Origin of the sequence: Streptomyces sp. NPDC004629, assembly GCF_042873595.1 — a bacterium.
GTDB lineage: Bacteria > Actinomycetota > Actinomycetes > Streptomycetales > Streptomycetaceae > Streptomyces.
On sequence record NZ_JBIALO010000044.1, the window covers coordinates 1 to 23,086 of the forward strand.

The 23,086-nt window shown below is 71.6% G+C and carries 22 protein-coding genes and 2 pseudogenes; 18 read left to right on the top strand and 6 right to left on the bottom strand.

Annotated features, from left to right (window positions below; all coding sequences use genetic code 11):
* Nucleotides 1-411 precede the first annotated feature (411 nt).
* The 6 genes from ACFYTE_RS38585 to ACFYTE_RS38610 all read left to right on the top strand — a co-directional run bounded on the left by ACFYTE_RS38585 (nucleotide 412) and on the right by ACFYTE_RS38610 (nucleotide 3,359).
* The gene (locus tag ACFYTE_RS38585) at nucleotides 412-1,218 is read left to right on the top strand and encodes a squalene/phytoene synthase family protein (RefSeq protein ID WP_388721134.1); all 807 of its coding nucleotides are present in this window, start codon (nucleotides 412-414) and stop codon (nucleotides 1,216-1,218) included.
* 173 nt (nucleotides 1,219-1,391) lie between these two features.
* Nucleotides 1,392-1,778, top strand: a complete 387-nt coding sequence (locus ACFYTE_RS38590) for a hypothetical protein (protein WP_388721136.1) — start codon at nucleotides 1,392-1,394, stop codon at nucleotides 1,776-1,778.
* Nucleotides 1,779-1,839: 61 nt separating this feature from the next.
* On the top strand, nucleotides 1,840-2,688 hold the full coding sequence (locus tag ACFYTE_RS38595) for a Scr1 family TA system antitoxin-like transcriptional regulator (protein WP_388721139.1): 849 nt from the start codon (nucleotides 1,840-1,842) through the stop codon (nucleotides 2,686-2,688).
* A complete protein-coding gene (locus tag ACFYTE_RS38600) occupies nucleotides 2,648-2,839 on the top strand; it encodes a DUF397 domain-containing protein (protein ID WP_388721141.1) in 192 nt (63 codons plus the stop codon). The genes ACFYTE_RS38595 and ACFYTE_RS38600 overlap by 41 nt, the downstream gene beginning before the upstream one ends.
* A 50-nt stretch (nucleotides 2,840-2,889) precedes the next feature.
* Nucleotides 2,890-3,063, top strand: a complete 174-nt coding sequence (locus ACFYTE_RS38605) for a DUF397 domain-containing protein (protein ID WP_388721144.1) — start codon at nucleotides 2,890-2,892, stop codon at nucleotides 3,061-3,063.
* A gap of 32 nt (nucleotides 3,064-3,095) precedes the next feature.
* Nucleotides 3,096-3,359, top strand: coding sequence for a DUF397 domain-containing protein (locus tag ACFYTE_RS38610; RefSeq protein ID WP_388721146.1), 264 nt, complete (start codon nucleotides 3,096-3,098; stop codon nucleotides 3,357-3,359).
* Between the two features lie 53 nt (nucleotides 3,360-3,412).
* Here ACFYTE_RS38610 and ACFYTE_RS38615 read toward each other — a convergent pair whose 3' ends face one another.
* The 3 genes from ACFYTE_RS38615 to ACFYTE_RS38625 all read right to left on the bottom strand — a co-directional run bounded on the left by ACFYTE_RS38615 (nucleotide 3,413) and on the right by ACFYTE_RS38625 (nucleotide 5,928).
* The gene (locus tag ACFYTE_RS38615) at nucleotides 3,413-4,366 is read right to left on the bottom strand and encodes a GNAT family N-acetyltransferase (protein ID WP_388721149.1); all 954 of its coding nucleotides are present in this window, start codon (nucleotides 4,364-4,366) and stop codon (nucleotides 3,413-3,415) included.
* Between the two features lie 96 nt (nucleotides 4,367-4,462).
* Nucleotides 4,463-4,795: a DUF4333 domain-containing protein gene (locus ACFYTE_RS38620; RefSeq protein ID WP_388721152.1), complete on the bottom strand. Its 333-nt coding sequence runs from the start codon at nucleotides 4,793-4,795 to the stop codon at nucleotides 4,463-4,465.
* Between the two features lie 170 nt (nucleotides 4,796-4,965).
* On the bottom strand, nucleotides 4,966-5,928 hold the full coding sequence (locus ACFYTE_RS38625) for an NAD(P)-dependent alcohol dehydrogenase (protein WP_388721154.1): 963 nt from the start codon (nucleotides 5,926-5,928) through the stop codon (nucleotides 4,966-4,968).
* Nucleotides 5,929-6,031: 103 nt separating this feature from the next.
* On the opposite strand from ACFYTE_RS38625, the gene ACFYTE_RS38630 reads away from it, so the two are divergent.
* From ACFYTE_RS38630 to ACFYTE_RS38640, 3 genes and pseudogenes are all read left to right on the top strand, one after another.
* Nucleotides 6,032-6,712: a TetR/AcrR family transcriptional regulator gene (locus ACFYTE_RS38630; protein WP_388721157.1), complete on the top strand. Its 681-nt coding sequence runs from the start codon at nucleotides 6,032-6,034 to the stop codon at nucleotides 6,710-6,712.
* A 439-nt stretch (nucleotides 6,713-7,151) separates the two neighbouring features.
* Nucleotides 7,152-8,495, top strand: a complete 1,344-nt coding sequence (locus ACFYTE_RS38635) for a helix-turn-helix domain-containing protein (RefSeq protein WP_388721160.1) — start codon at nucleotides 7,152-7,154, stop codon at nucleotides 8,493-8,495.
* Nucleotides 8,496-8,504: 9 nt separating this feature from the next.
* Nucleotides 8,505-8,765: pseudogene (locus ACFYTE_RS38640) on the top strand (hypothetical protein); the annotation flags it as partial.
* A 21-nt stretch (nucleotides 8,766-8,786) separates the two neighbouring features.
* Here ACFYTE_RS38640 and ACFYTE_RS38645 read toward each other — a convergent pair.
* Complete coding sequence (locus ACFYTE_RS38645; RefSeq protein ID WP_388721163.1) at nucleotides 8,787-9,572, bottom strand: hypothetical protein; 786 nt, start codon at nucleotides 9,570-9,572, stop codon at nucleotides 8,787-8,789.
* Between the two features lie 300 nt (nucleotides 9,573-9,872).
* On the opposite strand from ACFYTE_RS38645, the gene thrS reads away from it, so the two are divergent.
* The 3 genes from thrS (at nucleotide 9,873) to ACFYTE_RS38660 (ending at nucleotide 13,850) form a co-directional block, all read left to right on the top strand.
* On the top strand, nucleotides 9,873-11,102 hold the full coding sequence (thrS, locus tag ACFYTE_RS38650; RefSeq protein ID WP_388721266.1) for a threonine--tRNA ligase: 1,230 nt from the start codon (nucleotides 9,873-9,875) through the stop codon (nucleotides 11,100-11,102).
* A 293-nt stretch (nucleotides 11,103-11,395) separates the two neighbouring features.
* On the top strand, nucleotides 11,396-13,048 hold the full coding sequence (locus ACFYTE_RS38655; protein ID WP_388721166.1) for a glycoside hydrolase family 13 protein: 1,653 nt from the start codon (nucleotides 11,396-11,398) through the stop codon (nucleotides 13,046-13,048).
* Between the two features lie 148 nt (nucleotides 13,049-13,196).
* Complete coding sequence (locus ACFYTE_RS38660) at nucleotides 13,197-13,850, top strand: DUF4328 domain-containing protein (RefSeq protein WP_388721169.1); 654 nt, start codon at nucleotides 13,197-13,199, stop codon at nucleotides 13,848-13,850.
* 164 nt (nucleotides 13,851-14,014) lie between these two features.
* Here the strand turns inward: ACFYTE_RS38660 and ACFYTE_RS38665 are convergent.
* Nucleotides 14,015-14,173, bottom strand: a pseudogene (locus ACFYTE_RS38665) (LysR family transcriptional regulator); the annotation flags it as partial.
* Between the two features lie 85 nt (nucleotides 14,174-14,258).
* Between ACFYTE_RS38665 and ACFYTE_RS38670 the strand changes: the two are divergent.
* The 4 genes from ACFYTE_RS38670 (at nucleotide 14,259) to mgtA (ending at nucleotide 19,828) form a co-directional block, all read left to right on the top strand.
* On the top strand, nucleotides 14,259-15,329 hold the full coding sequence (locus tag ACFYTE_RS38670) for an alpha/beta hydrolase family esterase (RefSeq protein WP_388721172.1): 1,071 nt from the start codon (nucleotides 14,259-14,261) through the stop codon (nucleotides 15,327-15,329).
* 194 nt (nucleotides 15,330-15,523) lie between these two features.
* The gene (locus ACFYTE_RS38675; protein ID WP_388721175.1) at nucleotides 15,524-16,450 is read left to right on the top strand and encodes an MIP/aquaporin family protein; all 927 of its coding nucleotides are present in this window, start codon (nucleotides 15,524-15,526) and stop codon (nucleotides 16,448-16,450) included.
* Nucleotides 16,451-16,698: 248 nt separating this feature from the next.
* Entirely contained in the window at nucleotides 16,699-17,094 is a 396-nt protein-coding gene (locus ACFYTE_RS38680) for an ArsR/SmtB family transcription factor (RefSeq protein WP_388721178.1), read from the top strand.
* Between the two features lie 82 nt (nucleotides 17,095-17,176).
* Nucleotides 17,177-19,828: a magnesium-translocating P-type ATPase gene (mgtA, locus tag ACFYTE_RS38685; RefSeq protein ID WP_388721180.1), complete on the top strand. Its 2,652-nt coding sequence runs from the start codon at nucleotides 17,177-17,179 to the stop codon at nucleotides 19,826-19,828.
* 76 nt (nucleotides 19,829-19,904) lie between these two features.
* Here the strand turns inward: mgtA and ACFYTE_RS38690 are convergent, their stop codons facing one another.
* Nucleotides 19,905-21,455, bottom strand: a complete 1,551-nt coding sequence (locus ACFYTE_RS38690) for an LCP family protein (protein ID WP_388721183.1) — start codon at nucleotides 21,453-21,455, stop codon at nucleotides 19,905-19,907.
* A gap of 155 nt (nucleotides 21,456-21,610) precedes the next feature.
* On the opposite strand from ACFYTE_RS38690, the gene tatA reads away from it, so the two are divergent.
* Both tatA and ACFYTE_RS38700 read left to right on the top strand, forming a co-directional pair.
* On the top strand, nucleotides 21,611-21,790 hold the full coding sequence (gene tatA / locus ACFYTE_RS38695; protein WP_388721186.1) for a Sec-independent protein translocase subunit TatA: 180 nt from the start codon (nucleotides 21,611-21,613) through the stop codon (nucleotides 21,788-21,790).
* A gap of 186 nt (nucleotides 21,791-21,976) precedes the next feature.
* A complete protein-coding gene (locus ACFYTE_RS38700; protein ID WP_388721189.1) occupies nucleotides 21,977-23,077 on the top strand; it encodes an acyltransferase family protein in 1,101 nt (366 codons plus the stop codon).
* Nucleotides 23,078-23,086: the final 9 nt, after the last annotated feature.

A 23,086-nucleotide genomic window follows, 5' to 3' on the forward strand; every position in this document is an offset into this window, starting at 1 on the left:
CCGCACCCGCTCCGCGTAGCTCCCACCAGCAACATGATCATTCGGCACGAGACCGGGACTCTACCCGACCAAGATCAACTAATCGAACGACGTTGGACCAGGGGCAGTCGGCCCTGTGGAGGTCAGCCAACCTGGCAGTGCCGTTCAACGTGTTCACGCATGCGGCCAAGATTGGCCCTGGACAACGAATTCTTGTGCTTTGAAAGTTGAGTTCTGGACATAGCAAGGGGGCAATGGACGGAGTCGTAGGCGGACCGACGTGACGCACCAGGAGCGGATCCTCCTACGGCACGTGGCTCCATGCGCGGCGGTCCGGTTCTCGGTGAAACACGAGTGAGCAAAGGAATCACCAATTTCCTAAGAATCGGGCCTTTCCTCCTTCGCCCCATCCGTGACGTGAGGTGGTTTTCAATGCCTGCAGATGCCGAAGCGTTTTCAACACTAGAAGCCACCAGCAGAACCTTCGTGCTGCCAATCATGCAGCTCGACGGTGACCTGCGTGACGCAGTCGCCGCCTACTACCTCTCCACCCGGGCCATCGACCAGATCGAGGACCACCCCACCCTGACGCCAGGAGCGAAGGTCGAACTTCTGCGCGCCGTAGGTCGGACCCTTCAGACTCGATTCGACGAAACATCCTTCGATCCGATCTTCCAAGCGCACCATGAGCACCTAGAACCTGTCACTGTTCAGCTTGGCCGATGGATGACCCGCGTACCGCCCACCACCATTGCCCCTCAACTGTGGGACGCCGTCTCTGCCATGGCCGACCGGATGGCCTACTGGGTGGAGCGTGACTTCCATATCTCTACCGAAGCCGACCTGGATCACTACACCTATGCGGTTGCGGGATCTGTTGGTCTCGGCCTCAGCAATCTTTGGCAGTGGCACGCCGGCATCGCCACCGAAAGAAACGATGCCATCGCGTATGGCCGCGGGCTGCAAGCGGTCCACATGCTGTGGGGCCGTGACGCCGACCTCGCCCGAGGCGTGGACTTCTTTCCCGACGGCTGGACTTCCGCAGAAATGCGCGACTACGCCCAACGCAACCTCAACCAGGCCACCAACTACCTCAACGGCATTCCCAAGGGGCCCATCTGGAACTTCTCCCACCTTCTGTGGGACATCATTGCCGCCACCCTCGACGCCGCCACTCGTGACGAAGCCACGCTTACTCGACCGCACATCACCGCTCTCGCCGAACGGTACTCGACATGAAACCGGACCCAGAGGACGAGCAGGTCGCGGGTATCGACCGCTTGATACTCAGGTTGAACTCGCGGAGTCCGGTGGCCCGTGACGGTTCTTGATCGTTGCGGTACGACGTCGGCATGCGGTATGCGCATGGGGGCCGGCTGACGCCCAGGGAGCTTCGGGTGACGTTGCGGTCGGTGCGACGTTGGCGGCGGGAGTGGGAGGAGGGCGGTGCGGACGCCCTGCGCTCGAAGGGGCCGGCCTCGGTGGAACGGCTGAGCCCCAGGCAGTGGGAGCGGCTGGAGGGGGAGTTGAAACGGGGCCCGCTCGCGCACGGCTGGGACGACGAGTTCCAGGGGTGGACGCCGAAGCGGGTCAAGCTGGCCGCAGGTAGAAGGACCGCGGCGGACCTGGGCGCCCACATCTGCTTCGAGGGCGAGGCAGGGCAGGGGCTGAGGCCGCCGCACACGCACCACCGGCCGGGCTCCGCGCGGTACCGCGATCTGATCGTCATGACCCACATCCATCAAACGGAAGCTGAAGGAGATCCAGTACCGGCCCCACGTGGTCGACGACCTGAGTAAGCCTAGGTCGGTTCTGTGATTTCCCCCACCTGACCGGAATGGTTCGGTTACGCTCCGCTACATGGTGCACATCCGTGAACTCGACCCGAGCGCATCGCCGTTGGACTACTTCGGCTACGAGCTGCGCCGAAAACGGGAAGAAGCGGGGCTGACGCAGAAGGAACTCGGCGGGATCGTCTTCTGCACGGGTTCACTGATCGGCCAGATCGAGACCACGCTCAAGGTACCGACGAGAGAGTTCGCCGAACGGGTGGACGCGGCCCTGATGACCGACGGTTGCTTCACTCGGTTGGTGGGGCTTGTGCTGCGCAGCCAGTTGCCTACGTGGTTTCAGCCGTTCGCCGACATGGAGGCGAAGGCCGCCTACATTTCGACGTACCAGTGCCAACTGGTGTACGGGCTGCTTCAGACGGAGGCGTACGCACGGGCGGTGCTCGGTGTAGAGCACGGGGACCACCTCGATGAGCTGGTGGCGGCGCGGCTGGAACGCCAACGCGCACTACGGCGGGAGCAGCCGCCGGTGGTGTGGGTGGTGCTGGACGAGGGCGTGCTACATCGCGAGATCGGCGGCCGGGAGGTCATGCGCGAGCAACTTGCCCACTTGTTGGCGACGTTCGGGAAGCCATGGATAGAGCTACAGGTGCTTCCGTTCTCGGTGGGGCAGCACGCAGGAATGATGGGATCGTTCACGGGCCTGCGTTTTGACGATCACCCTGACCTGCACTACAGCGAGAACTACGACTCCGGCCACATGACGGCCAATCCCCAGGTGATCAGGAAGCGTTCGCTCGGTTACGCTCGCCTCCAGGCCGAGGCCCTCTCCCCGAGGGAGTCGGCGACCCTGATCGCCCGCGTGATGGAGGAAAGCTATGGGGAGCAACCTGGATCCGGCCCGCGCTCAGTGGCGTAAGTCGTCGTACAGCGGCAGCAGCGGCGGTGAGTGCGTCGAGGTCGCCGACCTCGGCGGCCGAGTCGCCGTCCGTGACTCCAAGGACCTCCAGGCTGGGCGGTTCGCCGTTGCGCCGAAGGCATGGGCCGCGTTTCTGCTTGACCTGAAGTGACCTAGAGCGACCCCACGTGCTGGAGGAACGCTATGGAGAACGGCCGGCAGTTGAGCACCTTCACGTGGCGCAAGTCGTCGTACAGCGGTAACACCGGCGGTGAGTGCGTTGAGGTCGCCGATCTCAACGCGCTCGTCGCCGTCCGGGACTCCAAGAACCCTGAGGCGGGGCGGTTCGCTGTCGCGCCGCAGGCATGGGGTGTCTTTCTGCGCAACCTCAAGTGACCTTCAGCGACCCCGCATGACGGAGGAACGCGATGGAGACAAGCCGGCACTTGAAGACCGCGACGTGGCGTAAGTCCAGCTACAGCGGCACCAACGGTGGTGATTGTGTCGCGTGCGCCGCGCTCGGCACTGCCGTGTGGCGTAAGTCGTCGTACAGCGGTAACACCGGCGGCGACTGCGTCGAGGTCGCGGACCTCCCTGCCCTCGTCGCTGTTCGTGACTCGAAGAATCCCGAGGCGGGCCGGTTCGCCGTTGCGCCGCAGGCGTGGGGTTTCTTTCTGCGTAGCCTCAAGTGAGTTGACCCCAACCGGCAGGACGGGGGCACAGGTGTTGAAGAATGCCTGTGCCCTCAGCCCGCGGGGCTGGTTTTGATGAGGGGCGCGTCCCGCGTGAACTCCCGGAAGCCGACGCTGTAGTACAGCCCGCGCGCCTGGGGATGCCCCGGCGCGCCCAGGCAGGCGACCGTCATATGCGTGGCCCCGGCCGCCCGCGCCAGACGCATCCCGTGCAGAAGCATCGCCCTGCCCAGCCCCAGACGCCGGTAGTCCCGATGCGTCCCGACCGGCTCGAACTCAGCGGTCCTGTTCGCTTCGTCGAGCCACATGATCGTCGAGGACGCCATCGTCCCGTCCGGCGCCTCCACCAGGATGTGCAGGTCGCCGCGGTACCCCGGCGCCTGCCGGACGCCCTGGTAGCTGTCGGCCGTGTACGTCGAGGGACTCCAGGCGTTCAGATGGGCCTGGACCGCGGCCTCCGGCCCGGCCTCGTCGGCGGTGCGGAACCGGAAGCCGGCCGGCAGCACCGGCTGTTCCACATCGGTGAGGTCCCGCTGGTTGAGCTGGGTCCAGGACCCGGTGTCGCCGAGCGCGGCCGGGTCGGTTTCATAGCCGTGCGCCGCCCATCGCCGCAGGGCGAACTCATCGGCGGCGCTCGGCATCACCGTACGCTCGGCATCCGCCGCCGTACCGTCGTACCAGTCGATCACCTCGTCGACCAGCCCGGCATGGTCGGGATGGACCTGATACGCCAGATAGGCGCCGGTGACGTCCTTCACCGCCCCGTCGCCGCGCCGCACCCGATGCGGGAGATGGGCCCAGCCCCACGACACCAGGTCCCCGCCGGAGAACCACAGCCGACGCCGCCGGCTCGCGCCGTCGCCGGCGTGCCCCTTGCCCCAGTTCCACGCCAGCTCGCCGAACGACGCGTCGCTGTTCACCAGGTCCGGGCGGATGGCGGTGACACGCTGCGCCAGACCCTGCATGAGCTGTACGTCCGCGGCGGTCACAAGGTCGGAGTTCGCCATGGTGCGCCACTGTTCCAGGACTCCGCGAAGCCGTCGAACCGTTTTCCGCGGCCGCCGATCGCGGCAGTCGGCAGCACAACGCGCGAGGCGCGTCCACTAGCCGAGGAACGCCGCCGAGACGTCGCCCTGGTCGCTGACGACCTCGACCTCCACGAACTTCGCGGTGCGGAGGTCAGCGTCCCAGTAGCGGCACTCGAACTTGTTGCCCTCCTCGGCCACGACGGAAGCGGGACAGGACAGCCGGTCGGCGGGGCCGGGCCGACCGCCCTGGATGTCGGCCATCACCTGCCGCTCCAGTCCGTCCTGGTCCAGCACCCTCGGCTGGGGGTCCGTGCTCATCACCTTGATCGTGACCGCCACCGCGCAGCCGGCGACCACGACCGAGGAGAGCGCCACGACCGTACGCGCGAAGTTCCGTTGATCAGACACGCGGACAGTCCTATCCGTCCGGGCGGCCGACTGGCAATCCGCCTGATCCGGAAAACCCGGACCCTCCACCGCGGGCACACCCGACCAGCACCTTGGGAAGAAGCCGGGTCGGCCGCCGACGTGGACACGCCGGCGGCCGAGTGGCTGTAACCAGCACAGGGCGACCGACCTCAGTCGACCCTGACCACGTACTTGCCGCGCACCCCGCCCGCCTCCAGCGCCCGGTGTGCCGCCGCTGTCTCCTCCAACGAGAAGCTCTTGTCCACCGCAGGGCGCAGTCCGCCCTCCGCCACTTGGCGGGCGAGGTCGTCGAAGAGTGCCCGCGTGGGGTGGCCGCTGAAGAAGCGCACCCGGCCGCCTGCGTGTACGGCGCTGGCGGCGATGTAGCCGAGTGAGGCGGCGGGCCGTGCCGGGTCGAAGGCGATGGTGACCATGCGTCCGCCGGGTGTCAGCAGGCGCCGGAAGGCCCGCAGGTCGGTGCCCGCGGTGTCGAGGACCACGTCGAACCGGCCCAGTTCCCTCGGCTGGACGGTCCGGTGGTCGATGGCGTGGTGGGCGCCGAGCGTGCGGACGAAGTCAAGGTTGGCGGCGCGGGCCAGGGCCGTGACCTCGGCACCGTATGCCTGTCCGAGCTGGACGGCGGCGTTGCCGACGCCGCCCGCGGCGCCCCGTACGAGCAGTCGTTCGCCGGGGCGCAGCCTGGCCTTGTCGCGCAGCGCCGTAATGGCCGTGGTTGCCACCGGCAGTGCGGCGGCTGCCACCGGATCCAGTCCGTCCGGGACCCGGCCGAGCCGCTCGGCCCGGACTGTCACGTACTCGGCGGCGCTGCCGAATCCGGTACGGCCCACGATGCCCCACACGCAGTCGCCGACCGCGAAGTCCGTCACGCCGGCGCCGAGTGCGGCAACCTCGCCGGCGAAGTCCAACCCGACGCGCTGCGGGAACTTCCGTCCGGTGAAGAGCCGAAGCCGGCCGGAACGGGCCGCCACCTCGCTGCTGTTGACGCTGAACGCACGCACCCGCACGAGTACCTCGCCGGGCGCCGGTTCGGGGCGTGGTACCCGGCCCACGTACAGCACCTCGGGGCCGCCGAAGCGGTCGAAAAGTACTGCTCTCATCGTGCGGTCGTCCATCGTTCTCACCTTCGCCACCAGTGGCCGTGCGGGGGATCAGGCCCCGAGCGTAGGCTCTTAAGTGGACGACATCGTCCGTTTGGACCGGAGGTGAGAAACAGTGGTGGAGGAATCCTCTCGGATCGCGGCCCCGGCCAGGCTGCGGGCCGACGCCCGGCGCAACCAGGAACGCATCCTCGTCTCCGCCCGCGCGGTCTTCGCCGAGCACGGGATAGACGCGCCCATGGCGACCGTGGCCCGACGGGCCGGGGTCGGCGTAGCGACGCTGTACCGGCGTTTTCCGACCCGGGATGCCCTGGTGCGGGCCGCGTTCGCGCAGCAGATGGAGACCTGCGCCCGAGCGCTCACCGAGGCACTGGCCGACCCCGACCCGTGGCGGGGCTTCCAGCGGCTGGTCGAGACGGCCTGCGAGCTTCAGCGGGAGGAACGAGGGTTCCCGGCCGCGTTTGTCGCGGCCTTCCCGGACAGCACGGTGGAAGACACGCAGGCCCGAGAACGGGCCGAGCGGGACCTCCTGACCCTGGTCCGCAGAGCCCAGGCAGCGGGCGCGCTGCGGGCGGACTTCCACCCTTCTGACCTCGCCGTGGCCCTGTTGTCCCACTGCGGTCTGGTCACCGCGCTGCCGCGTGACAGAGCTGCGTCCCGGCGTCTGGTGGCGTACCTGCTCCAGTCGTTCCGCGCCGAGGCGGCTCACGGGGCGCTACCTCCGCCGAGCGCTCTGTCGCTGCGCAGTCTCCCGCTCGCGGCCGACAGTTCCCCGAGACAGCGGCCCTCCAGGGCCTGACGCAAAGCGGCGCCTGCCGCATGGCACGCCCTTCGGACGGCAGCTCCACTTTCGCCCGCGCGGCGGAGCCGCATGTCGATACGGCCCCGCGCCCCTTCGGGGCGTTGTCGAGTGCTCAGCGTGACGGTGACGGTTGGTGCTGGGTGACCGTCGGCGGGGACTCCTGGGTCGCTCTCGCCGGACCGGCGTTCGCGGCGGCGATCAGGGCGGCAGCCGCCAGTACGGCCGCGATCAGACCGCGGGCGGTGGCGGTTCCCTTGAGCGAACGGATCCGGAGGTGGGGGAATGCGGTGGGGCGTCCGTCACGCACGGATGAACGTCCGAGCACGGCTACCTCGCAACATCAGCGGCGTATTAAACATGCTTAACCCGCCGTTTAACCTAGGGGTTGAACGAGCCTAACGGCAAGGGGCACAGGGGTAGTTGGGGGAGCCGCAGGATGCAGGAGCGAGACAACCCGGAGACGGTCGGACGACGGGTGCAACAGCTGCGGACCGCACAGGGGCTGACGCAGCGGCAGTTGGCCGAACCCGCGTACACGCCCGCCTACATCTCCACCCTGGAGGCCGGGCGGGTGCGGGCCTCCGACGACGCGCTGCGGCACATCGCAGGGCGGCTCGGCGTCGCCTTCGAGGAGCTGGCCATCGGACGGCCCGCGCACCTCGCGACCGATCTGCGGCTGCGGCTCACCGAGGCACAGCGCACCCTGGCCACCGGGGCGGCGAAGGAGGCGGCCGGACAGTACGCCGCCCTGTGCGCCGAGGCCGAGACCCATGGGCTGGCCCACGAGCAGGCCACCGCGCTGCTCGGACTCGGCGAGTGTGCCCTGGACACCGGCGACCTGGCCGAGGCACGGCAGTACTTCGAGCGGGCCGAGCAGCACATGGCCGGGGAACCGCTGCCGGTCCGGGTGCCCGCCGTACGCGGACGCGCCGTCGCCCACTACCTGGCCGGTGAACTCCGGTACGCCGTCTATCTGCTGGAGTCCACCCTGGACGAGCTGAACCGGGGCGGGCTGCACGATCCCGACGCCCTGCTGCTGCTCTACGCCAGCGTCATCGGCCCCTACATGGACATGGGCGCCCAGGCCCGCGCCGCCCAGGCCGCCGAGTTCGCCCTCGCGCTCGCCCCGCAGGTCGCCGACCCCGCGCTGGTGGCCCGCATGCACCGCTCCGTCGCCCGTACCCTGCTCGCCGAGGGCCGGGTCGCCGAGGCCGACGCCTCGCTGGCCAAGGCCGCCGAGCTGTACCGCCAGCTCCAGATCCGCACCGAACTCGCCAACTGCCACTGGATGCGCGGCTACGTGTATGCGCAGAACGGTGAACTGGAGCGCGCCGAAGCCGAGTTGCGGGAGGCGCTGGCGATGCTCTCCGCCAAGCGCGCCGCCCTCTACAGCAGTCAGGTCGCCGTCGAACTCGCCGACGTGCTGCACCGGCGCGGCAAGTCGCAGGAGGCGGCCGAACTGCTGCACGGCGTGCTCGGCGACCTCTCCTCCGAGCGGGGCGCCGTGCACTCGGCCGGCGCGCACCGGCTGCTCGGCATCATCGCCGAGGACGCCCGGGACACGGAGGCCGCCGAGGAGCACTACGTGCGCGCGCTGAGCCTGCTGGAGCGGGCCGGTGCCGCCGGTGACCTCGCCGACCTGTGCCGGCTCCTCGGCGACCTGCTGCGCCGCACCGGGCGGGTGGAGGCCGCGCTGGACGCCTACCGGACCGGCCTCGGACACCGTACGGCCCCGGGCACCACCACCCTCGGGCCCGCGCCCGCACAGCCACCCCTGTGACGATCCGGCGCCCTGGAACGGGCGCGTGCCCGTGAACCGCCCGGCGAGGGCATGGTCCTGGGGGCGGTGCAGGTGCCGCCGGACGGGCGTCCGGTGGTCTTTCTCACGGACCACCCGACCACCGGGGGCCACCCGGTGATCGCGGTGGTCCGCGCCGCTGACCTGCCGGCCGCTGACCTGCCGGCCGCTGACCTGCCGGCCGCCGACCTGCCGGCCGCCGCGCAGGCGGTGCCCGGCACCCCGGTGCGTTTCGTGGCCGAGCGGCGCCGCGGGCGGCGGCCGGACCCGGCGTCAGGTCTGCGTCCGGCCCTGCTCGCGGATGCGGGTCAGCCGCTGGGTGCCGAGTTCCAGGGCCTGGTCGGTGGCGTCCTCGGACACCTCACCGAGGGCGCCGTTGGTGACGACGATCGCGTCCTCGCCGATCCGTACCGCGGCGACCTCAAGGGCGAGGGCGGAGGACTCGTCGTCCTCGGACGTGCTCTCGCCGGTCAGCGTGATCCGCAGGCCCTGCCGGGCGTCGCCGACCTGCGGCAGCTCGATCTCCGAGACCTGGACGTCCAGTTCGCCCGCGCTCTGGGTTTCCGCGGTGAACCGGTCGCACGTCTGCGGGAGTCCGTTCAGCCAGGCCAGCGTGCGGTTCACCGCGTCCGGGCCGCGGGTGGCGACCTGGTAGCGCAACTGGCCGCCCGCGTCCCCGTCGTCCAGCGCGGTCACCGCGCGCGTTCCGGGCGCGTCGCCGAACAGTTCCTCGGTGTACAGGGCGTCCATCAGCTGCTGGCATTCGGGCATGTCGGTGACCGCCTTCAGCAGCCCGTCCCGCCAGGTCGCGGCGCCCTGCGTCGGTCCCCAGGACGCACCCAGGTCGGCCACGGTGATCAGCGCGTCCTGTGCCTGCGCCGCGGTCAGGTCGGGCGCCCGGCCCTCGGCGCGCCGCCCGGCCGAGGGCGACGGCACCGCACCGGGTTCCGCCGCCGCCCGCTCCGGCTCCCTGGTGAGACACCCGGGGACGGTGAGCAGCGTGGCGGCGGCGAGCGCGAGACCGCAGACGGCGCGGAGGCGGGCCGGGGGCAGGGACATCGCGGGCTCCTGGGGCGGTGACCGAGGGCGAGTCTCCTCGTTCCTCGACTGATCGTTTCCCCCACGGCACCACCCGCGGGCCCCGCCCACCAGCCGGACGAGCCGACCGGGTGAGCCCCACCCGAAAACCCTTGGCCCGTCCGCCGTCCCGGTTGCTACGGTCCCGGCATGAAGCGCGCCCAGCCGCGGCCGTCGGCCACGACGACGCCGGAATCCGTCCCGGCGCGCTGACACCTGATCCAGTCCGAAGCCCCGGGGCGAGTGCCCCGGGGCTTCGTCGGGTGGTCACTCGCCCTCCGTCTGGAGGAGACGACCATGCACGACCACCGCAGGCTCGGCCGTGAGCTGGAGCTGTTCGACACCGACCCGCTGATGGGCGCGGGACTGCCGTACTGGCTGCCCGCCGGCGCCGTCGTCCGGCACACCCTGGAGGAGTACGTCCGGGACGCCGAACGCCGCGCCGGGTACCGGCACGTGTACTCGCCCGTGCTCGGCAAGCGCGAGCTGTACGAGATCTCCGGCCACTGGGACCACTACCGCGACGACATGTACCCGCCGATGCGGCTCGGGGCCGAGGAGGTCGTACTGCGCCCCAGCCTCTGCCCCCACCACGCCCTCGTCTACCGCTCCCGCACCCACAGCTACCGCGAACTCCCGCTGCGCATCGCCGAGTTGGGTGCCATGTACCGGGCGGAGCTGTCCGGGGTGCTCGGCGGACTGACCCGGGTACGGGCCATCCACCTCAACGACGCCCATATCTTCTGCACCCTGGAACAGGCTGCCGGCGAGGCCCGCGGCGCCCTCGAACTGATCGCCCGCGCCTACGCCGACCTCGGCATCCGCGCCGCCCGGTACCGGCTGTCGCTGCCCGGCGGGGGCGGCAAGTACGTCGCCGACCCGGAGCTGTGGCGGCGGGCCACCGCCCTGCTGCGGCAGGTGCTCGCCGCGTCCGGCCTCGAACATGAGGAGGCGGAGGGCGAGGCCGCCTTCTACGGTCCCAAGATCGACGTACAGGTCGTGGACGCGGCCGGTCGCGAGGCCACCCTCTCCACCGTCCAGATCGACTTCCACCAGCCCGCCCGCTTCGACCTGCACTACATCGGCGCCGACGGGGCGCGGCACCGGCCGGTGATGGTGCACCGCAGCATCATCGGCAGCGTGGAACGGGCCGTGGCGCACCTCGTCGAGGAGCACGGCGGGGCGCTCCCGGCGTGGCTGGCGCCCGTACAACTTGTCGTGCTGCCGGTCGCCGAGGGCCAGGAGGAGCGCGCCCGGGCGGTGGTGCGGGAGGCACGCGACCGGGGGCTGCGCGCCGAGACCGCCGGCCTGCAGCACGGCAGTCTCGGCGCCCGCGTCCGGGCGGCGCGCCTCGTCCCGTACCAGGCCGTGATCGGGGAGCGGGAGGCCGACGGCGGGTTGGCGGCCGTACGGCTGCGGGACGGGCGCCGGCTCGGGCTGTTGCCCGTGGACGACCTGTTGCGGCGGGTCGCTGCGCGGGTGGAGGCGCGGGGGAGCGTGCTGTGGGAGTGAGGGGCGGGGCATATTGTGCGCGCGCTCCGGGGAGGGGTGCTGGGTCGTCTGGCGGCTGCGGCTTCGTTGTGGCTGGTCGCGCCCGCGCGGCGGAGCCGCATATTGATGCAGCCCCGCGCCCCTTTCGGGGCGCTGAAACGTAGCTGGGGGCGCGTGGGGGTGGAGGGGGCTCGACTTGGTGTTGGGCGGCGGATAGTGGGCGCGAAAGTTTCGCTTTCTGGGCAATGTGGACAGAGTTCCAGGTAACCGCCGTCGACCAGGCTCGACCGCAGTCCGTGCGCAAGGGAGTTGGTGTGACCGACATTTCGTCAAAGAACCCCGACTGGTGGCGACAGGCCGTGATCTACCAGGTCTATCCGCGCAGCTTCGCCGACGCCGACGGCGACGGGCTCGGTGACATCCGCGGCATCACCGAACGCCTCACCCATCTGAGCGCACTCGGCGTCGACGCCCTGTGGCTCAGCCCCTTCTACCCCTCCGAACTCGCCGACGGCGGCTACGACGTCGCCGACTACCGGGACGTCGACCCGCGCCTTGGCACCCTGGACGACTTCGACGCCATGGTCACCGAGGCACACCGCCTGGGCCTGAAGGTGCTCGTCGACATCGTCCCCAACCACACCTCGCACCAGCACCCGTGGTTCCAGGAGGCGCTGCGCGCCGGACCCGGCTCCGCCGCCCGCGACCGTTACGTCTTCCGGCCCGGCCGCGGCGCGCACGGCGAACTGCCGCCCACCGACTGGCAGTCGGGGTTCGGCGGCAGCGCCTGGCGGCGGGTGCCCGACGGCGACTGGTACCTGCATCTGTTCGCCCCCCAGCAGCCCGACCTCAACTGGGACAACGAAGGCGTCCGCGCCGACTTCCGCACCACCCTGCGGTTCTGGTCCGACCGCGGAGTCGACGGCTTCCGCATCGACGTGGCGCACGCCCTCGCCAAGGACCTGACCGAACCGCTGCGGGACATCGGCGACCTGGGCGCCATCGGAGAGGAGGCCCTGGAACACGTGCCGCCGGGCTCACACCCGTACTGGGACCGGGACGAGGTCCACGAGATCTACCGCGACTGGCGCAAGATCTTCGACGCCTACACCCCGCCGCGCACCGCGGTCGCCGAAGCCTGGGTCCCGGGCCCCCGCCGCGCCCAGTACGCCCGCCCCGACGAACTCGGCCAGGCCTTCAACTTCGAGTACCTTGAGGCCCGCTGGGACGCCGACGAACTGCGCCGGGTCATCACCGACTCGCTGGCCACGGCCCGCACCGCGGGCGCCTCCGCCACCTGGGTCCTGTCCAACCACGACGTGATCCGGCACGCCTCCCGGCTGATCCTGCCGCCCGGCACCGACGGCAACGCCTGGCTGCTGTCCGGCGGGCACGCACCGGCCGTCGACGCGGCGGCGGGCCTGCGCCGGGCGCGCGCGGCGACCCTCCTCATGCTGGCGCTGCCCGGCTCCTCGTACGTCTACCAGGGCGAGGAACTGGGCCTGCCCGAGGTCGCCGACCTGCCCACCGTGGTGCTCCAGGACCCGATCTGGGAACAGACGGGCCATGTCCGCAAGGGCCGCGACGGCTGCCGGGTGCCGCTGCCGTGGACGACGACGGGTCCCTCGTACGGCTTCGGTCCCGGCGCCGCCTGGCTGCCGCAGCCGGCCTCCTTCGCCGGGTACGCGGTCGAGGCACAGGCCGGTACGGCGGGCTCCACGCTGGAGCTGTACCGCACGGCGCTGCGGCTGCGCCGCAAACTGCTGGAGGGCGAGACGCTGACCTGGGCGCCGGACGCCCCGCCCGGAGTCCTGCACTTCGCCCGCTCGGAGGGCTGGCGGTGCGTGGCGAACCTGTCGGGGGCGCCGGTGCCGCTGCCTTCGGGGGAGGTGCTGCTCACCAGCGGGCCGCTGCCCGAGAACGCCACGGCGCTGCCCCCGGACACCACGGCCTGGCTCGGCGCGTAGCGAGACCCGGGCCGGGGCCTGGGCCGGGTCCTTGGCAAAACCCGACCCGCCGGGCAGGCATGGGCCGGGTACCGGGCCTGGTGGGCAACCGCCCGGCTTGCGCGGGTCGTTCTGGCGTGTGACGGGGGCCGTGCGCGAGGATGCCCCGGTGAACGAAGAGATAGCCCAGCGTCCCGCCCTGCCGCCGGCCCGGCCCACGGCCCTGCCCGTGACGGCCCTGCTGCTCCTCGCCGGCGCCGCCTGGCTGGCCCGCGCCGTCTGGGAGATCAGACTCGCGGTGGCGGGCGAGCCGGCCTCGGGCCCGCCGGACCAGGGCGACGGCAACCACCGGCCGCTGACCTCGCTGGAGGACGCGTACCACATCGTCGGCGCCGTGGGCGACGTCATCGTCGTCCTCTGCGCCGCCGCGTTCCTCGCCTGGCTGTGGCGGGTGCGGGACAACGCGCGGGCGCTGTCGGGCCGGCCGCCCAAGTACCAAGGGATCTGGGTCTACCTGGGCTGGATCGTGCCCGTGGTCAACCTCTGGGTACCGCGCGGGCTGGTCGCGGACGTCCACCGGGCGAGCGCGCCGGACAAGCGGCTGCCGTTCGTGGTGAACGTGTGGTGGGCGCTGTGGCTGATCGGCCTGCTGAGCGGGGTCGGCCTGTTCCACGAGGGATCCCGGGACGGGCTCATCGAACGCGCCTACACGGACGTGTGGCAACTGCTGCTGTCCGACGCGGCCGTCGTGGGCGCGGCCGTGGCCGCGGTGTTCGTCGTCCGGGCCGTCACGGCGGCCCAGCGCGAACCCGCGGCGAACTAGCCGACGCCCACCGCCGCGGACGGCGCGGTGGCCGAACGGGGGTGCCCCTGCACGGAGTTCAGCCGGTGCCCTGGCCTGCGCGCAAGGCGTTCACGGCTATGCGGGCCGCGGTGCCGATCACCGCGTCCGCGGTGGGGAGGGTGGCGGCCGGGTTGGGGGTGCGGGCTGGTGCGTTCGAAGAGCCGGACGCCCAGCTCGCGTTCGAGGCGCTGGATGCGCTGCGACAGGGGTGGCTGGGCCATGCCCAGGCGGGCCGCGGCACGTCCGAAGTGTGACTCTTCTGCAACAGTCACAAAGCACTCCAGGTGCCGTACGAGGTCCATGAGCAGGGATTATATGGGGAATTGATTGATCCGAGATCGATAGTGAACTTGGACAGGCCGGCTGTGGGGTTGCTGTCCTCGGGGCATGACCCCCCACCTTTCACCGCATCTCTCAGGTATCTCAGGTCTGTCACGCCTCTCACGTCTCGTCCTTCGTCCCTCGGCCCGCGCCGCAGCGCGGCACCGCCCCGGCCGGCGCCGCTGGTACGGCGCGTCGGCCCTGGCCGTCGTCCTCGCCCTCACCGGATGCGGGACCACGGCCGACCGGGACGCCGACCGGCCCACCCGTCCGGCGACGGCGACCGCGACCGCCTCCGCGACCGCCCCGCTCACCCGGGAGCAGCTGCGCGTGGACGGCCGTACCCGCGGCTACCTGCTGCACCGGCCCGCCGGCGGAGGCGACGGCCGCCGTCCGCTCGTCGTCGCCTTCCACGGCCGCGGCGCCAGTGCGGCCGAGATGCGCGAGCAGACCCGGCTGGAGGAGGACGCCCGGGCGCGCGGCATGCTGGTCGCCTACCCGGAGGGCCTGCGGGCGGCGTGGGGCGCAGGCACCCAGGTGACGCGGCAGCGGCCGGACGTGAACGCCGACGTACGGTTCGCCGAGGCGCTGATCGGCGACCTGGTGCGCACCGAGCGGGCGGACCCGCACCGGGTGTATGCCGTCGGGTTCTCCAACGGCGGCTCGATGGCGCTGCGCCTGGCCGCCCAGCGCCCCGGCCTGCTGGCGGGCGCGGCCTCCGTGTCGGGGCAGCTGCCCTCGGGAGCCGCCGCGGTCAGGCCGACGGGACCGGTTCCCGTGCTGATCGTCTACGGCGCCGACGACCCGGTACGCCCGCTCGCCGGACTGCCCCGCCCCGCCCCCGCCCCGGCCGGCCAGGAACCCGTCACCCCCACCGTGTCGGCCCGCGCGAGCGCGGAGGCTTTCGCAAAGGCGAATGATGCGGGCCGTCCGGTGGCCGAGCCGGAGAAGGGCTTCGACCGCACGGTCTGGCGTCCCGGACCCGCCGGGGCGGACGTCCGGCTCGTCGTCGTGCACGGGGCGGGTCACACCTGGCCGGGCTCGGCCATCACCCCGCCCCAGGGCTTCGGAGCCACCAGCACCGCACTGAACGCGACCCGCACGGTGCTCGAATTCTTCACACCCGCACATCAGTAGCAGCGTCCGCACGTAGTCAGCGGTGTCCGCGAACGGTCAGCGGTGTCCGTATGCGGAGAGAGCGGTGCGTGAGTACTGCAGCAATCACTGTGTGTAAGTGATCCCCTCCGTTGGGTAGTCGTCGCGGTGGCGAAATGCGAATTCTGCGCAACGATGGTGTTACTGACCGCAATGTTCCCTGCAAGGGAGTACCGATGGCTGTGGAAATCCCTCCCCTGGTGAAACCCTCCACGCTCAGGCAGCGCGGAGGGCTTCTGGGGGAATGCCTGGCGGAGTTCCTGGGGACACTCGTCCTCGTCGCGTTCGGCTGCGGCTCGGTCGCGGTGGCGGTCGCGGGTCTTCCCGGGTCGGGCCGCACGTCGGGGCCCACGACCTTCTTCATCAGCGCCGGGGACTGGCTGCTGATCACCTGGGGCTGGGGCCTGGCCGTCGTCTTCGGCGTGTACGTGGCCGGCGGTGTCAGCGGCGCCCACATCAACCCGGCGGTGACGCTGGCGTTCGCGGTGCGCCGCAAGTTCTCCTGGGTCAAGGTGGCGCCGTACTGGCTGGCCCAGGTGGCCGGCGGCTTCGTCGGGGCGGCGCTGGTGTACGGCGTCTACCACGACGCGATCAACACGTTCGACCGGACGGTGACGGGGCCGAAGACCAACGGGCACACGCTCACCACGTTCTCGATCTTCGGCACTTTTCCGGCGCCGTACTTCCACGGCGGGATCTGGGGGCCGCTGGTCGACCAGATCGTCGGCACCGCGTTCCTGGTCCTGTTCATCGTCGCCCTCATCGACCTGCGCAACACGGCCGTGCGGGCGAACCTCGGGCCGCTGCTGATCGGGTTCGCGGTCGTCGCCGTCGGCATCTCCTACGGGGCGAACGCGGGGTACGCCATCAACCCGGCCCGCGACTTCGGGCCGCGTCTGTTCACCTGGTTGGCCGGATGGAACCAACTCGCGCTGCCCGGCTCGCTGTCCGGCTCGTTCAGCGCCTTCTGGTGGATCCCGATCGTCGGACCGCTGGTCGGCGGGGTGGTCGGGGTGCTGGTGTACGACCTGTTCATCGGTGACGTGCTGCACATCCGGGCCGCGCAGGCCGAACTCCCGGAACCTGGCCGCACCCGCGCGTAGCGCTCCGCGGGGTTGGGCGGGATGGGGGCGTCGTTTTGCTGCGGGTGCGTTGTGGCTGTGTGGGATGGGTGGTCGGTTGGCTGCGGGTGTGTTGTGGCTTGTCGCGCAGTTCCCCGCGCCCCTTTGGGGTGCGTTGTGGCTGGGTGGGGTGGGTGGTTGGTTGGCTGCGGGTGTGTTGTGGCTTGTCGCGCAGTTCCCCGCGCCCCTTCGGGGGCGTGGTCGGATGCTTAGACTGGGGCGGCGCGGGGATGCCGTGTGGTGGGTGGACGGGAGAGGGAGCCGTGGGGCGAATCGGCGGTGGCTTTCAGGACCCGTCCGCCGAGGTGCTGGCGGAGGCGGCCGCCGCGTTCGGCCTGCTCGCCTCGACGGCCCGGCTGCACATCATGTGGGCGCTGTCCCAGGGCGAGAGCGATGTCACCCATCTCGCCGACCGGGTCGGCGGGGCCCTGCCCGCGGTCAGCCAGCACCTGTCGAAGCTGAAGCTGGCCGGCCTGGTCCGCTCCCGCCGCGAGGGCCGACGGCAGGTCTACTACGTCGACGATCCCGACGTCGTCACGGTGGTCCGGCTCATGGTCGGACAGCTGGCCGCCCGCGCCGAGTTCCCGTCCGTACCGCCCCGCCGGGCGCACGGAACCGGTGGGTAAGCGCTCCGCTGGACCGGCCGGGACGGGTCGTCGTTCGGCTGTGGGCGCGTTGTGGCAGGGCGCGCCCGCGCGGCGGAGCCGCATGGTGATACAGCCCCGCACCCTTCGGGGCGCGGCCGAACCGGAGCGGACCTCGCCCGGTCGGTTCAGGAACGCCTCGGCCGCGGGGCCGGGCCCGGCCACGGCCCTACAGGTCCTGCGGCGGCTGGACACCGGGCCGCGCGGGCTGACGGACGACGAGGCCGCGGACCGGCTGGCCCGCGCCGGGGAGAACACCCTCCCGGACCGGCAGGACGCCTCCTGGCTCCGGCTCCTCGTCCGCGGCGTCCGGGACCCGTTCACCGCGGTGCTGCTGTGCCTCGGCCTGGTCTCCGCCGCCGTGTTCGCCTGGGGCACCGCCTGTGTGATCCTGCTGCTGGTCGCCGTCAGCTGTGTGCTGCGCGCCTCCGGGGAGCACCGGGCCGACCGGTCCATGGCCGGGCTGCGCGAACTGGTCGCCACCACCTCCACCGTGTTGCGCCGCGCCGACGAGGCGACGGCGCCGGCCGCCCGGGAGATCCCGGTGGCGGAGCTGGTCCCCGGGGACATCGTGCGGCTCGGCGCCGGTGATCTGGTCCCGGCGGACGTCCGGCTGCTGCGGGCCGGCGGGCTGACCGTGCACCAGGGCGCGCTCACCGGAGAGTCGGCGCCCGTCGCGAAGAGCGCCGCTGACGCCCACCGGCCGGACGGCGCGGCGGGGTTCGACCAGCCGCAGCTGTGCTTCCAGGGCAGCAGCGTCGTCTCCGGCAGCGCGAGCGCCGTCGTCGTCGCCACCGGGGCGCACACCCGGCTGGCCGCGGCCGAGGGGCGGGTGGCCCGGCCGCGCGAGCCGAGCGCCTTCGAGCAGTCGGTGAACGGCATCTCGTGGATCCTGATCCGTTTCATGCTGCTCACCCCGCCGCTGGTCTTGATGGCGGGTGCCGCGCTGCGCGGACGCGGCCTGGAGACCCTGCCGTTCGCCGTCGCCGTGGCCGTCGGGCTCACCCCGGAGATGCTGCCGGTCGTCGTCACCACCTGTCTGTCCCGGGGCGCGGCCCTGCTGGCCCGTACCCACGGCGTGATCGTCAAGCGGCTCCCGGCGCTGCACAACCTGGGCGCCGTCGACACGCTGTGCCTGGACAAGACCGGCACCCTCACCCAGGACCGGCCCGTCGTCGAGCGGGCCCTCGACGCGGACGGCCACGCCGACCCGGACGTGCTGCGCTGGGCGGCCGTCAACGCCTGGTGGACCCTGCAACTGGCCGACCTGCCCGCACCGGACGCCCTGGACGAGGCGGTCCTGGACGCGGCCGACGAGGCCGGTCTCCTGGCGTACGAGGGGGTGGCCGCCCTGCCGTTCGACCCCGCACGCCGGCTGTCCACCGCGGTCGTGCGCACCCCGCACCGCCTCGGCACGCACATACTCGTCGTCAAGGGCGCCGTGGAAGCCGTCCTGGAGCGCTGCGCGCTGGCCGAGGAGGAGCGTGAGCGGCTGGCGGACCTCGCCGACCGCACGGCGCACGAGGGGCTGCGGGTGCTGGCGGTCGCCACCGCCGAACGCCCCGCCCGCGCCCGCGACCACACCCCGGCCGACGAGCGCGGGCTGACCTTCCGCGGCCTGGTCACCTTCCACGACGCCCTCGCGCCCAGCGCCGCCGACGCGCTCGCCGCGTTCGCCGGGAAGGGAGTCGGCGTCAAGGTCCTCACCGGCGACCACCCAGGCACCGCGGCCCGCGCCTGCCGCGACCTCGGCATCCCGCTCGGCCCGGACGCCGTGGTGACCGCCGACCGGCTCGACGGCCTCACCGACGCCGAACTCACCGCACTCGCCCGGCGTACCACGGTCTTCGCCCGCTGCACCCCCGAGCACAAGGCGCGCGTCGGGGCCGCGCTGCGGGCCGGCGGGCACACCGTGGGCTTCCTCGGCGACGGCGTCAACGACCTGCCCGCGCTGCGCGCCGCGGACGTCGGCATCGCCCCGCGCGACGCCGCGGACGTGACCCGGGAGAGCGCCGACGTCGTCCTCGCCGAGAAGGACCTCACCGCGATCGGGCACGCCATCGACGCCGGCCGGCACGGCGGCGGCAACGTCGCCGGGTATCTGCGGATCACCTTGTCCTCCAACCTCGGCAACGTCATCGCCATGCTCGCGGCGGGCCTGCTGATGCCGTTCCTGCCGATGCTTCCGGCGCAGGTCCTGGTGCAGAACCTGTGCTTCGACACCGTCCAGCTCGCCTTCGCCTACGACCGCCCGCACCCGTCGTTGCTGCGCCGCCCCACGGTGCTCAGCCCGCGCGAAGTACTGCGCTTCATCACCGGTTTCGGCCTCCTCAACGCGTTCGCCGACCTGGCCACGTTCGCCGTCCTCGCCCTGTCCCTGCACGGGCCGGGCACCGGCGACGACGAAGCGATCTTCCACTCCGGCTGGTTCACCGAGAACCTGCTCACCCAGGCCCTGGTGATGGTGCTGCTGCGCACCGGCCGCCGGCTGGTCGCGGAGCGGGCGCTCGGCCCGGTCGGCTGGGCGGCGACCGGGCTGGCCGGCATCGGGATCGCCCTGCCCCCGTCGCCGCTCGGCCCGGCGCTCGGGCTGACCACGCTCCCGGGCGCCTACTACCTGCTCCTCGGGGTCGTCCTCGCCCTCTACGCCACCGCGCTGGTCTGGGCGCGGGGCCACTACGAGCGCTCGCCCGCGGGCCGCGGAACCCGCCCCTGAGGAGCGGCTTCCCGAGGAGGGACCCGCGGGCCGGCCAGGGGAGGGCAGGCCGGCCGCGGGAGCCGGATCGCGCGGGTCAGCCGCCCGCGCCGTAGGAGAGGCCGGAGCACAGGTCGTCGTCGGCCGACCGGGCGTCGTCCGCGACCGAGCCGGGCACGGCGGTCGGGGTCGGCGAGGCCGCGGCCGAGTCGGCGTAGGAGGCGCCCACGACCACGTTGAGTACCGCGCCGCCGATCGCCTCCAGCCGGGCGCCGGGAAAGAGTTTGGCGGCGGTCTCGGCCTGGGTGCGCAGTCCGGGCCCGTACTGGACGACCGTGCCTGCGTACTGCCGGCTGCTCGCGTTGCCGGTGCCGGTCACGGTGAAACCGTGCCGGGTGAGCAGCTGCGCCGCCTCGGAGGCGAGGCCCCGGACGGTGGTGCCGTTGTAGACGGCGAGGGATACGCCCTCGCCCGAAACGCTCTCGGTGGGGCCGGGCGAGGCCGCGGCGGTGGCCTTCGGCTTCCGCTTGCCACTGGCGTCCTTGCCGTCGATGGTGCGGTCGGCCCTGAGCGCGGCCCACAGGTCGGCGGCGTCCGGCTCGACGACCGCGACCCGCGAGCCCTCGTAGCGCCAGGGGATGGTGACGAACTTGGTGTTGTGCAGGTCGATGTCCTTGAGGGACATCGCGAACGAGATGAGCTTGTTCGCCGTGCCGAGGCCGGGGTCGACGGTCATCGACTTGGTGGCGGCGGTGGCCAGCGGCAGCAGCTTGGTCGGGGTCAGGCCCTCGCTCTTGATCTGCTTGAGGAGGCTGGAGACGAAGGCCTGCTGGCGCTTGATGCGGCCGATGTCGGAGCCGTCGCCGATGCCGTGCCGGATCCGGACGTAGTCCAGGGCCCGCTGCCCGGAGACGGTCTGCTCGCCCTTGTGGAAGACAAGGCCGCCGCGGGTGGCGCGGTGGGGGTTGAGGTCGTTCTGGTAGATGTCGTTGGGCAGGCACACCTGCACCCCGCCGACCACGTCGGTGAGCGCGGCGAAACCCTTGAAGTCGACGACGACGGTGTGGTCGACGCGCATCCCGCTGAGCTGCTCCACCGCGTTCTGCGTGCAGGCCGGGTTGCCCGTCCGGGTCTGCCCGACGGAGAACGCCGCGTTGAACATCACGTCGGTCTGCGTCTTCGTCCAGCTGCCGTCGGGCAGTCTGCACGGCGGCATGGTCACCAGGGTGTCGCGGGGGATGGAGACGGCTATCGCATGCCGGTGGTCGGCGTAGACGTGGAGCAGGAACGCGGTGTCCGAGCGGCCTATGTCGTCCTTGCTGCCGCCGCCCAGCGCGGCATTGCCGTCGGTGCGCGCGTCGGAGCCGATGACCAGGACGTTCTGGCCCTTGGACGCGGCGGCGTCGGGGCGGTTCCTGGACAGGCCGCCCGCGTCGAAAGTGATGATGTCGCCGTTCAGCTTGAGGTAGATCCAGCCGAGGCCGGCCGTGCCGAGCACCACCAGGGCGAGGGTGACCAGCAGCGCGGTGCGCCATGGGCTGCGGTTGCGGCCACGGGCCGTGCGCCGGCCGTGCGGGGCGCCGCGCCGGGACGGTGCGTCACGGCGCCGGTGAGACGCGGGTGTGTCAACGTCCCTGGTGGTGGTCATCCGCGCGCCCTCATCCGTCCGACTCTTACAGACTCATACAGAGGGGACGCCTCGCCCCGCCCCATGGTTGTACAGTTGCGCAATGTAGCAATGATGGCAGATGGTACGCCGCCCGGGTCCGTGCCGCTGCCCGGCGAGGAAAAGGGGTGGGCCGGATGCTCCGCAACGGACTGGAACCGTGGCACCTGCTGATCGTGGCGGTCGTGATCATCGTGCTGTTCGGTTCGAAGAAGCTGCCCGACGCCGCCCGCGCGCTGGGCAAGTCGATGCGGATCCTCAAGACCGAGGCGAAAGCCATGAAGAACGAGGACGCATTCACCCCGGAGAGCCGCTGAGGCAGGCGGTTGGGCAGCGCAACGCATCCTCCCGCTCACGCGAAGCGCACGGGCCGGGTTTACGAACGCGACGACGGGTGACTACGGTGCCGGACGGGAACCGCAGCCGTTCCCCGCGTAACCGATGCGAAGGGGTGTTCCGCTCTGTCCGGTATCTCGGGTACCTCTGGTTTCCGACGGGAAGGGATGCTCACCGACACGCCGCCCTCGGGCGGCGCCCGTCCGGAACCGGCCGCCCCGCCGGACCCCGGCGGCCGGCGGGACGCGTTCTTCGACAACGCGAAGTACGCGGCCATCGTGCTCGTCGCCGTGGCACACGCCTGGGAGCCGCTGCGCTCGGACAGCCGCGCCGTCACCGCCCTCTACACGCTCGTCTACGCCTTCCACATGCCGGCGTTCATCGTCATCTCCGGCTACTTCTCACGGAACTTCGACGCGAGCCCGGCCCGGCTCAAGCGGCTGATCACCGGGGTCGCCGTGCCCTACGTGGTCTTCGAGGTCGCGTACACCTACTTCACGCGGTGGACGGACGACGCCCCGGACCGGCCGATCAGCCTGCTGGACCCGCTGTATCTGACCTGGTTCCTGGCGGCCCTGTTCATCTGGCGGCTGACCACCCCCGTCTGGAAGCTCGTGCGGTGGCCGCTGCCGGTCGCCCTCGGCATCGCGATGCTCGCCACCCTGACGCCGTCCATCGGCAAGGACCTCGACCTCCAGCGCGCCCTGCAGTTCCTGCCGTACTTCGTGCTCGGCCTGTGCCTGCGGCCCGAGCACTTCCGGCTGGTGCGCCGCCGCGCCGCGCGGATCGCGGCCGTGCCGGTGTTCGCCGTCGCGCTGGCCGTGGCGTACTGGGCGGTGCCGCGGATGAACTACGCCTGGTTCTTCCACCGGACGAGCGCCGAGCAACTGGCCGCGCCCTCCTGGTACGGACCGGTGATGACGCTCGCCACCTTCGGCTGCTCGGTGACCCTGGTCGCCTGCTTCCTGGCCTGGGTGCCGGGGCGTCACCTGTGGTGCACCGCGCTGGGTGCGGGCACCCTGTACGGCTATCTCCTGCACGGCTTCGTCCTGCAGTGGTCCAAGCCCGCGGGCTGGTACGACCCCGGGTGGATCTACCGGCCGGCCGGCGCGGTGGTGGTGACCCTGGTCGCCGCGGCCGGGGTGACACTGCTGTGCACACCGCCGGTGCAACGGACGTTCCGGTTCGTCATGGAGCCCAGAATGGCCTGGGCGTTCCGCCGTGACCACGCCACCCCGGACCGCACCCGCACCGCGCGCACGGGCTGACCCTCACTC

Bases quoted from the DNA above. Each gene is read 5' to 3' on its own strand.
- mgtA (WP_388721180.1), top strand. From the start codon at position 17,177: ATGGTGATACAGCCCCGCACCCTTCGGGGCGCGGCCGAACCGGAGCGG.
- ACFYTE_RS38635 (WP_388721160.1), top strand. From the start codon at position 7,152: ATGCAGGAGCGAGACAACCCGGAGACGGTCGGACGACGGGTGCAACAG.
- ACFYTE_RS38700 (WP_388721189.1), top strand. From the start codon at position 21,977: ATGCTCACCGACACGCCGCCCTCGGGCGGCGCCCGTCCGGAACCGGCC.
- ACFYTE_RS38585 (WP_388721134.1), top strand. From the start codon at position 412: ATGCCTGCAGATGCCGAAGCGTTTTCAACACTAGAAGCCACCAGCAGA.
- ACFYTE_RS38610 (WP_388721146.1), top strand. From the start codon at position 3,096: ATGGAGACAAGCCGGCACTTGAAGACCGCGACGTGGCGTAAGTCCAGC.
- ACFYTE_RS38645 (WP_388721163.1), bottom strand. From the start codon at position 9,572: ATGTCCCTGCCCCCGGCCCGCCTCCGCGCCGTCTGCGGTCTCGCGCTC.
- ACFYTE_RS38595 (WP_388721139.1), top strand. From the start codon at position 1,840: ATGGTGCACATCCGTGAACTCGACCCGAGCGCATCGCCGTTGGACTAC.
- ACFYTE_RS38690 (WP_388721183.1), bottom strand. From the start codon at position 21,455: ATGACCACCACCAGGGACGTTGACACACCCGCGTCTCACCGGCGCCGT.
- tatA (WP_388721186.1), top strand. From the start codon at position 21,611: ATGCTCCGCAACGGACTGGAACCGTGGCACCTGCTGATCGTGGCGGTC.
- ACFYTE_RS38625 (WP_388721154.1), bottom strand. From the start codon at position 5,928: ATGGACGACCGCACGATGAGAGCAGTACTTTTCGACCGCTTCGGCGGC.
- ACFYTE_RS38600 (WP_388721141.1), top strand. From the start codon at position 2,648: ATGGGGAGCAACCTGGATCCGGCCCGCGCTCAGTGGCGTAAGTCGTCG.
- ACFYTE_RS38680 (WP_388721178.1), top strand. From the start codon at position 16,699: ATGCCGTGTGGTGGGTGGACGGGAGAGGGAGCCGTGGGGCGAATCGGC.
- ACFYTE_RS38615 (WP_388721149.1), bottom strand. From the start codon at position 4,366: ATGGCGAACTCCGACCTTGTGACCGCCGCGGACGTACAGCTCATGCAG.
- ACFYTE_RS38670 (WP_388721172.1), top strand. From the start codon at position 14,259: ATGACCCCCCACCTTTCACCGCATCTCTCAGGTATCTCAGGTCTGTCA.
- ACFYTE_RS38675 (WP_388721175.1), top strand. From the start codon at position 15,524: ATGGCTGTGGAAATCCCTCCCCTGGTGAAACCCTCCACGCTCAGGCAG.